Genomic DNA, 7287 nt, shown 5'->3' with positions numbered 1-7287 from the left:
GGCTCGGGCGTCGCCACGACTGCGGCGACCGGATCGGCGTCGTTGGCCACCGGCGCGGCGCTGGCCGCAGCCAGCCGGCGCGGACGGGGCAGCGGCCGGGTGGTGGTCGAGACGGCGGGCACGGCGCCTGCCTCGGCCAGGGCGGCGGTGATGGCGGTGTCCTGCACCGGATGCCCGGCGGTATCCGTGACCACGTTCGTCACCGCATCGGCGGGGGCCACGGCCGCGACTTCAACACCGGCGGTTTCGACGGCGGCGGGGTCCTCGGCCAGGCGCGCGGCCTCGGCGTCGGTCAGGGCGACGGTCGCGGGCAGATCGGCGGCGACGGGCTCGTCGCTGGCCACGGTCGGCGTCTGCGCGGTGGCGCCAAGCTGGCCCATCGCCACGTCCTGCCCGTCCAGCGCGGTCGTCGCAGGCGCGATCGCCACCTGCTGGACCGGAGCCGGGGCGGTGCCGGCGGCGACGTCGTTGACGGCCAGGCCGGTGCGGTCGGTCAGCTCTCCGCCCGGCTCGTCGGGCGCGATGCGGGCCTCGCCCTCGACCGCGCGGATCACCGGCACGCCCGAGACGTCGCGCACGACCAGCTGATAGCCCCAGACCGCGAGCCCGCCCATCAGGCCGACCGACATGATCGCGCCCAGGTAATGCGTCAGCCGCGCCACGCGGCCCAGGACGCTGTCACGGTCGGTCAGGCGCTCGGCCGACGGGTCGGTGGCAAAGCGCGCCTCGTCCCAGTCGTCGCCGGCCTGCCAGTCGTGGCCCTGCCAGCCCTGCGATTCCCAGTGGGGGGCGGGCGCAGAGGACCGGTCGCCGGCCGCATAGCCGTCGGGCGTGTCCGCATAGCCGCCAGAACGAAAGTCCAGCACCGTCATGTGATCGTTCCTGCCTGTCCGCCGGGTTGTCCCGGTTGTCGTCAACTGCTCGTCACCCCGGCAGGCTGCGCCTTATTCAGCGCATTTCCACAGCCGGCGTGACGCCCAAGATACCCAAACCGGCCGAAATGACAACGCCGGCGGCACGGGCCAGCGCAATTTTCGCCGCTGTTGCAGACGGGTCACCATCCGACACGAAGCGCAGCGCAGGTTCGTCATTGCCGCGATTCCACAGCGCGTGCAGGTCCGACGCGAGTTCATACAGGAAGAAGGCGATCCGGTGCGGCTCATGCGCGCGGGCCGCGATCTCGACCGTGCGGGGCCATTCGGCGATCTTCTTCATCAGCGTGATCTGCGCCGGGTGGTCCAGGATCGACAGGTCGGCCCGGGCCAGCGCGGCGTCCGAGACGTCCACGCCCATCTCCTCGGCCCGGCGCAGGACGGAATTGATCCGGGCGCTGCCATACTGGACGTACCAGACCGGGTTGTCCTTGGACTGTTCCAGCACGCGGGCGAAATCGAAATCCAGCGCGGCGTCGTTCTTGCGGGTCAGCATGTGGAACCGGGTCACGTCGCGGCCCGCCTGTTCGACCACGTCGCGCAGGGTGACGAAGGTGCCGGCGCGCTTGGACATCTTGAAGGGCTCGCCGTTCTTCCACAGCTTGACCAGCTGGATCAGCTTGATGTCCAGTGGCACTTTGCCGTTCGACAGCGCGCGGACCGCCGCCTGCATCCGCTTGACGTAGCCGCCGTGATCGGCGCCGAAGATGTCGATCAGCGCGTCGAAGCCGCGGTCGATCTTGTCCCAGTGATAGGCGATGTCGGGGGCGAAATAGGTCCAGCTGCCGTCCGACTTGCGCACCGGCCGGTCCACGTCGTCGCCGTGATCGGTCGAGCGGAACAGCGTCTGCTGGCGCGGCTCCCAATCCTCGGGCAGCTTGCCCTTGGGGGGCTCCAGCGTGCCCTCATAGATCAGGCCGGCCTGTTCCAGCCGGGCGATCGCGGCCTCGATCCGGCCAGTGCCGTACAGCGCCTTTTCCGAGGAATAGACGTCCATCTCGACCCCCAGGAGCGCCAGGTCGTCGCGGATGGTGGCCATCATCGCCTCGGTCGCGACGTCGCGGATCTGGGCCAGCCATTCCGATTCCGGCTTGTCCAGCAGCGAATCGCCGAACCGCGCCTTCAGCGCCTCGCCGACCGGGATCAGGTAGTCGCCGGGATACAGCCCCTCGGAGATCGCGGGCTCCAGCCCGTGCGCCTCGCGGTAGCGTTCATAGGCCGACCGGGCCAGCACGTCGACCTGCGCGCCGCCGTCGTTGATGTAGTATTCGCGCGTCACCTCGTGGCCGGCGAAGGCCAGCAGGCTGGCCAGCGCGTCGCCAAAGACCGCGCCGCGCATGTGGCCCACATGCATGGGGCCGGTGGGGTTGGCGCTGACGAATTCGATGTTGATCCGCTCGCCCTGCCCGGCCGGCACCCGGCCATAGTCGCCGCCCTCGGCCAGCGCCGCCGAGACCACCTCGCGCCACTGACCGGGCGCAAGCCGCAGGTTCAGGAAGCCGGGGCCCGCCACCTCGGCCGAGGTCACGCGCGGGTCGGCGGCCAGTTCGGCGGCCAGCGCCTCGGCGATGTCGCGCGGCTTCATACCGGCGGGCTTGGCCAGCACCATCGCCGCGTTCGTGGCCATGTCGCCATGCGCCGGGTCGCGGGGCGGCTCGACCGCGACGGCGGCAAGGTCCAGCCCGGCCGGCAGGCGGCCCAGATCGGTCAGGGCGGTCAGCGCATCGATCACGAGCGAGCGGATATCGGCGAACAGGTTCATGGGTCTCTCGGGGTCCTGGCGGGCTGCGACGCGGGGCCCGCGACCGGGCGCCTGCGATCCCGGCCTGCGATAGCGAAGCCGCGCGCCCCCCGCAACCGGCGCGACGCGTTGGCCCTAGCCGCCGGCCAGCGAATCGGCGTTGGCCCGTGCCGCGCGCTGTAGCCTGGCGTCCGTGCCTTCCTCGCGGATCCGGGCGGCGAGTTCGGGCGGGATCAGCGACACGATCCGCCGCCCGGCACGGTCGGTCAGATCCTCGGCCCGGCGCAGAAAGCGGATATCTCCGCCGTCCAGTGTCGCCAGCGGCACGGCGCCGGGGCGGGCCTCGCGCCAATTCTCCAGCGTGTATTCCTCTGTCAGCCGGGTGGTGCGGAACACCCAGCCGTCGGCGATCATCCCGTTCAGCTGCGCCAGCGTCCGCCCCTCGGCAAAGCCTTGGCCGCCCAGCTGGTTGGGCAGGCTGTGGCGCGGCCGGTCGTCCTTTTCCCGCGCCACCTGCCAGATCGCGTCGCGCCCGAAATCCGGCGCGATGTCTGTGGCGACGAGCGTGTTGTAGGCGTCGTTGTCGGAGGCCGCGAGGATATAGCGATAGGCGAGGAACTCGACATTGCTTTCCGCCGCCTCGCCCAGCACGTCGCCGTAATAAGTGGGGACGCCTGCCGCGCGGGCGCTGCGCAGGTGGTCGCGGTTGGGATCGGTGACCAGCACCTCGACCTCGACCTTCTGCAGCGCTTGCGCGAGGCCGGTGGCAAAGGGCGACCCGCCGATGATCATCACCCCGGGCGTGTCGCCCGAGGTCAGGCCCAGCCGCCGGGCCAGCGGCGCGAGCGTGAAGCCGTGCAGCAGCACCGTCGCCAGCACCAGCACGAAGGCCAAAGGCGCGATCAGCGCCCCGTCAGGGACGCCCTCGGCCACCAGCCGCTCGGCAAAGATGCCCGACACGGCGACCAGGACGACGCCGCGCGGGCCGGTCAGGGCGATCAGCAGCCGCTCTTTCATTGGCAGGTTGGTGCCCCAAAGGGACAGCATTACGGTGGCGGGCCGGACGATCAGGATGATCGCGGCGATCAGCAGCGCGGCGCGAAGCGACAGGTTCGACAGCTGCGCAACGTCGATACCGGCGGCAAGGATGATGAACACGCCCGACACAAGCAGGATCGTCGCGTGCTCCTTGAAGCGGTAGAGTTCCGTGTAGGACGCCAGGTTGGCGTTCGCGACGATCAGCCCCATTACCGTCACCGCCAGCAGGCCCGATTCGTGCAGGATGGAATCGGACAGCGCAAAGGCCCCCAGCACGGTGACGAACAGCACCGGCACCTTCATGTATTCTGGCACCAGGTGGCGGCGGAACGCCTGCACGATGCCCCAGCCGACCAGCGCCCCGATCACCAGCGCGGCCAAGACCCCCGGCACCACCCGCGCCAGCGCCTGGCCCCAGAACAGCCCGGCATTCGCCACCACCACGATCTGCAGCGCCAGCGCCGCCGCCAGCGCGCCGATCGGGTCGTTCACGATCCCTTCCCATTGCAGCACCTGCGCCGGCCGGGTGACCAGCCGCGCCTGCCGCAGCAGCGGCGCGATGACGGTCGGGCCGGTGACGATCATGATCCCGCCAAAGACCAGCGAGGCCTGCCACGACATGCCGCCGATCCACATCAGCGCGAGGGTGGACAGCAGCCAGCCCAGCGGCGCGCCGACATAGACCAGCCGCCGGACCGCGGGCCGGGCATCGGCCAGCTGGTGGAAGTTCAGCGTCAGCCCGCCCTCGAACAGGATCACCGACACCGCCAGCGACACCATCGGCCCGACCAGCGCGCCGATGTCGCGGGCGGGGACGAGGATCCCCGTCGCCGGTCCCAGGATCAGCCCCGCCGCCAGCATCAGCACGATCGCCGGCAGCCGCAGCCGCCAGGCCAGCCACTGCGCCCCGACCCCGGCGACGCCGATCACGGCGAATGCCTCCATCGGGGTCAGCCCCCCGCCACCTGCCGCTGCCATCTGCCGTCCTTCCTCGCTGTCCCGTGAGGGCGAAATGCCTGCGCCCCCAGCGGGTTTCCCCGTGGCCCGCCCTTCCGTCACGGCGGCGGTATCCGAATTGACCTTGTGGCGGTTTTGGGCTAGGGGCCGCAAGCCCGCATCCGGCGGGCGAGCCGAGGGGCGCCAGGATCAACCGCGTCCCGTAACCGCGCCCTTATGGCGCGTCGGACCGCGACGTTTCCTGAACCGAAAGACCCCCATGACGAAATTCTCCGATCTCAAGCTCGACCCCAAGGTGCTCAAGGCGATTGCCGAGGCGGGCTATGAGACCCCCACCCCGATCCAGGCCGGTGCCATCCCGCCCGCGCTGGAAGGCCGCGACGTGCTGGGCATCGCCCAGACCGGGACCGGCAAGACCGCCAGCTTCACCCTGCCGATGATCACCCTGCTGGGCCGCGGCCGGGCGCGGGCGCGGATGCCGCGGTCGCTGGTGCTGTGCCCGACCCGCGAGCTCGCCGCCCAGGTGGCCGAGAACTTCGAGACCTATGCCAAGCACACCCGCCTGACCAAGGCGCTGCTGATCGGCGGGGTGTCGTTCAACGAACAGGACAAGCTGATCGACCGCGGCGTCGACGTGCTGATCGCCACCCCCGGCCGGCTGCTGGACCATTTCGAACGCGGCAAGCTGCTGCTGACCGGCGTGCAGATCATGGTCGTGGACGAGGCCGACCGGATGCTGGACATGGGCTTCATCCCGGATATCGAGCGGATCTTCCAGCTGACCCCCTTCACCCGGCAGACGCTGTTCTTCTCGGCCACCATGGCGCCCGAGATCGAGCGGATCACCAACACCTTCCTGCACGCCCCCGAACGGATCGAGGTCGCCCGCCAGGCCACCACCAGCGAGACGATCACCCAGAAGCTGGTCGAGCTGACCCCCACCCGCAAGGACCAGACCGCCAAGCAGAAGCGCGAGCTGCTGCGGGCGCTGATCGACGCCGAGGGCCCGGCCACCGACGAGGGCGGGCTGAAGAACGCAATCATCTTCTGCAACCGCAAGACCGAGGTCGACATCGTGGCCAAGTCGCTGAAGGCGCATGGCTATGACGCGGCCCCGATCCACGGCGACCTGGACCAGCGGGTGCGGATGGCGACGCTGGACGGGTTCCGCGACGGCTCGCTGCGGTTCCTCATCGCCTCGGACGTGGCGGCGCGGGGGCTGGACATCCCGGCGGTGAGCCACGTGTTCAACTTCGACCTGCCCAGCCATGCCGAGGACTATGTCCACCGCATCGGCCGCACCGGCCGGGCCGGGCGCCAGGGGACCGCGATCTCGATCGCGACGCCCTCGGATGAGAAATACCTGTCGGCGATCGAGAACCTGGTGAAGCAGACCCTGCCCCGCGCCGCCCTGCCGCAGGATTTCAGCCTGTCGGACGCCGCGCAGTCCGCCCCGCGTCCGCAAGGCGACCGCGGCGGCCGCAGCAGCACCTCCAGCCGCACCCGCTCGCGCCGCAGCAGCCGCAGCGAGGACCGCCGCGACGAGCCGCGCCGCGACGAGGCCGCGCCGGTCGAGGTGGGGGCGCCCGTTGAGGCGGCGCGCCCGCAGACCGACCGCCGCGATACCCCGCGCCCGGCCGCCGAGCGTGAAACCGCGCGCGACGCCGAGCGGCGCTCGTCGGACAGCCGCTCGTCGGACAGCCGTCGCTCGGACGGGCGCTCGTGGGACAACCGCGACGACTCGCGCGGCGACCGCAACGGGGATCGCCACGAGAGCCGGGGCGACGGCCGCCGCGACGACCGGCGCGATGACCGGGTGAGCGACCGTAGCGGGGACCGCAACGGGGATCGCCGCTATCGCGACCGCGATCGCGGGCCGTCGGTGCTGGGCATGGGCGATCATGTCCCGGACTTCCTGACCACCAGCTTCGCCGAGGCCATCGCGGTGACCGATGCCCGCATCGCGGCCTCGGCCGCGCGGGCTGCCCAGGCGCCCGAGGCGCATGTCGACGCACCTGAGGCCGCTCTGGCCCCCGCCAGCGAGACGGCCGAGGCGCCGACCACGCGCCGCAGCCGGTCCCGCAAGAGCCGGGCCAAGACGCCCGAGGCCGACACGGTTTCCGCCACCGAAGCCGATCAGGCGCAGGCGCCTGAACCCGTCGCCGCTTCCGCGGACGAGCCCCCCGCCGAGACGCCCAAGCCGCGCCGGACCCGAAGCCGCCGCAAGCCCGCTGCAGCCGACGAGGCCGCCGCATCCGAAGCCCCGGCGCAACTGTCCGAGGAACGGGACGCCGAGCAGGAAGCCGCACTCGCCCCGCCCCCGGCGGTCGAGCCCGCGGTGCCGACCGAGGCGCTGCCCGGCGACGCCCTGCCCGAAGAACGCGCCGCGGCCGAAGCCGTCGCCGATGGCAGCGTCAACGCGGCCCCGGTCGGCGAGGATACCGCCGACGAGCCGCGCAAGCGCCGCCGCAGCACGCGCCGCTCGACCAAGGCGGCCGCCCCCCCGGCCGAGAGCGCCGAGGATACGGGTGCCGCGGCCGCAGCCGATCCGGTCTGACGCGGCGGGCCTCGCAGGGCCGATGAGGGGCCCCGCCGGCATGACCCCGGACCACCCTGCCC

Annotated in this window: 4 protein-coding genes; 1 reads left to right on the top strand and 3 read right to left on the bottom strand. The window is 71.6% G+C overall.

Annotated features, from left to right (window positions below):
* The 3 genes from IC63_RS16025 to IC63_RS16015 form a co-directional block, all read right to left on the bottom strand.
* Positions 1-872: hypothetical protein (locus IC63_RS16025; RefSeq protein WP_036722355.1), on the bottom strand; the 872-nt coding region annotated here is incomplete at its 3' end.
* 76 nt (positions 873-948) lie between these two features.
* Positions 949-2694, bottom strand: a complete 1746-nt coding sequence (argS, locus tag IC63_RS16020) for an arginine--tRNA ligase (RefSeq protein WP_036722352.1) — start codon at positions 2692-2694, stop codon at positions 949-951.
* 114 nt (positions 2695-2808) lie between these two features.
* Positions 2809-4689, bottom strand: a complete 1881-nt coding sequence (locus IC63_RS16015) for a cation:proton antiporter (RefSeq protein ID WP_084116003.1) — start codon at positions 4687-4689, stop codon at positions 2809-2811.
* Positions 4690-4927: 238 nt separating this feature from the next.
* On the opposite strand from IC63_RS16015, the gene IC63_RS19285 reads away from it, so the two are divergent.
* Positions 4928-7225, top strand: coding sequence for a DEAD/DEAH box helicase (locus IC63_RS19285; RefSeq protein WP_052042325.1), 2298 nt, complete (start codon positions 4928-4930; stop codon positions 7223-7225).
* Positions 7226-7287: the final 62 nt, after the last annotated feature.

Origin of the sequence: Paracoccus sphaerophysae, from assembly GCF_000763805.1 — a bacterium.
In the GTDB taxonomy this organism is placed as follows: domain Bacteria; phylum Pseudomonadota; class Alphaproteobacteria; order Rhodobacterales; family Rhodobacteraceae; genus Paracoccus; species Paracoccus sphaerophysae.
The sequence above is the reverse complement of the archived record's forward strand: the minus strand, read 5'-3'. Positions and strand labels throughout refer to the sequence as shown.

Bases quoted from the DNA above. Each gene is read 5' to 3' on its own strand.
- argS (WP_036722352.1), bottom strand. From the start codon at position 2,694: ATGAACCTGTTCGCCGATATCCGCTCGCTCGTGATCGATGCGCTGACC.
- IC63_RS16015 (WP_084116003.1), bottom strand. From the start codon at position 4,689: ATGGCAGCGGCAGGTGGCGGGGGGCTGACCCCGATGGAGGCATTCGCC.
- IC63_RS19285 (WP_052042325.1), top strand. From the start codon at position 4,928: ATGACGAAATTCTCCGATCTCAAGCTCGACCCCAAGGTGCTCAAGGCG.